Origin of the sequence: Rhodoluna sp., from assembly GCF_049276775.1 — a bacterium.
Lineage (GTDB): Bacteria > Actinomycetota > Actinomycetes > Actinomycetales > Microbacteriaceae > Rhodoluna.
On sequence record NZ_JBASXC010000128.1, the window covers coordinates 1 to 1584 of the forward strand.

Annotated in this window: 1 protein-coding gene and 2 pseudogenes; 2 read left to right on the top strand and 1 reads right to left on the bottom strand. The window is 51.9% G+C overall.

The window, feature by feature from the left end:
- Positions 1-154: 154 nt before the first annotated feature.
- Positions 155-559, bottom strand: a pseudogene (locus tag WAO31_RS07215) (DUF3145 family protein); the annotation flags it as partial.
- Between the two features lie 113 nt (positions 560-672).
- Between WAO31_RS07215 and WAO31_RS07220 the strand changes: the two are divergent.
- Positions 673-1278, top strand: a complete 606-nt coding sequence (locus WAO31_RS07220) for a thymidine kinase (RefSeq protein ID WP_509591950.1) — start codon at positions 673-675, stop codon at positions 1276-1278.
- Positions 1275-1584: pseudogene (locus WAO31_RS07225) on the top strand (amidohydrolase); the annotation flags it as partial. The gene WAO31_RS07220 and the pseudogene WAO31_RS07225, both read left to right, overlap by 4 nt.

Below are 1584 nucleotides of genomic sequence, written 5' to 3' on the forward strand. Positions count from 1 at the left end.
GGATGTTGTGACTAGCCCGAGAAATCTAGAGGGGTCGAACATTCTGGCCATAAGTAACTCTTTCGGCTTCGGCGGACACAACGCCGTGGTTGCCTTCCGCTCCACCAACTAGCTCCCTAAAAGGTTCTAGCTCGTCGTCCCAGGCCTGGCCGAGTAATCTTCTTAACTCCGCTTGCAGCTTTAGTACATTTGAGCCGGCCCGCTCCATCGCGGCTCTAAGTTGGTTCTCACTAACCACTAAATTTCCAGCCTCATCAGTTGGGCAGTGAAACATTCCAAGACTTGGAGTAAAGGACCATCTGGCACCGGCGCAATCGGGGCCGGCATCTCTAATGACTTCAAAGGTTAGTTGTTTGAGATTCATGAAGGCCGAGGCAAGTGTCTCAGCCGAATCAGCCGGAGCGCTAAAGGAGCAGACTCCCCGAAAGGATGGAGTGCTCGACTCGTTTTGGACCCAGTTGATTTTGGTTGGATTTCCCGAGATTCCTGAAATGGTCCATTCAACATGGGTAAGCAAAGTACTTGGCACAAGGTACAAAAACACCAGGCCCTCAGACATACAATCACCTCCAAACCTAGGTACGTCTTCCCCTACGACCTGTATTTGGTGGTGATCTAAGGCTAGAGCTGCATAGCCGAGAAGTCAAAAAATCCAACTAGCATATAAGGGCTATGAGCAAACTATATTTTCGTCACGGGGCCATGAACAGCGGTAAATCAACCGCCCTCTTGCAGGCCGCTCACAACTATGAAGAACGTGGCCAGTCGGTGTTGCTTGCGAAGCCAGCCGTCGATACCAAGGGAGACACGGCCATTTTGTCCCGGCTGGGCGTTGATCGACACGTCGATTTCCTAGTCACCCCGGAATTAAACCTACGAACCGAATTCCAGAGACTCTCATCCTTGGCCCGCGAAGCAACCGGGAAGCGGGTTGCATGCCTGCTTCTTGATGAAGCTCAGTTTCTCACGCGTGACCAAGTCGACCAGGCGCTTGAAATAGCAGTGCTGGATGATGTTCCGGTTCTAGCCTTCGGCATTAGAACGGACTTTCTGACAAACGGCTTTCCTGGCTCGCTTCGCCTGCTGGAGGTCGCACACAGCCTCGAAGAATTAAAAACGATCTGCCGCTGCGGCAAAAAAGCGATGTTCAACGGCCGGAAAGTGAACGGCGACTTTGTATTCGATGGAGCTCAAGTGGCTATCGATGGTGAGGAAGTCACTTACGAGTCTCTTTGCCCATCTTGCTATTTCAGAGAAAATTCAGCATCCAAGCCTTGATAACAAAGTTCACGGGAGCAAGCTTTTATAACCCCACATCTCGCGCTTTCTCAACCGAGCTGCTTGCCACGGACGGACTCGTTGGGGCTTTCGATACCGCCGATCAAGAAATAGACCTGGGCTCTGGATTTGTTTTCCCCGCTTTTCGAGATGGTCACGCTCATCCCCATTTTGCAGGACGCGAGGCAATGGGTCCTGTTGTCACGAAAGCCAGGTCAATTGCGGAAATACAGCAGATCCTTCGGCAATACCGTGAAGCTAACCAGAACCAGGTCTGGATTGAAGGCGGGGCGTACGATCGCTCGA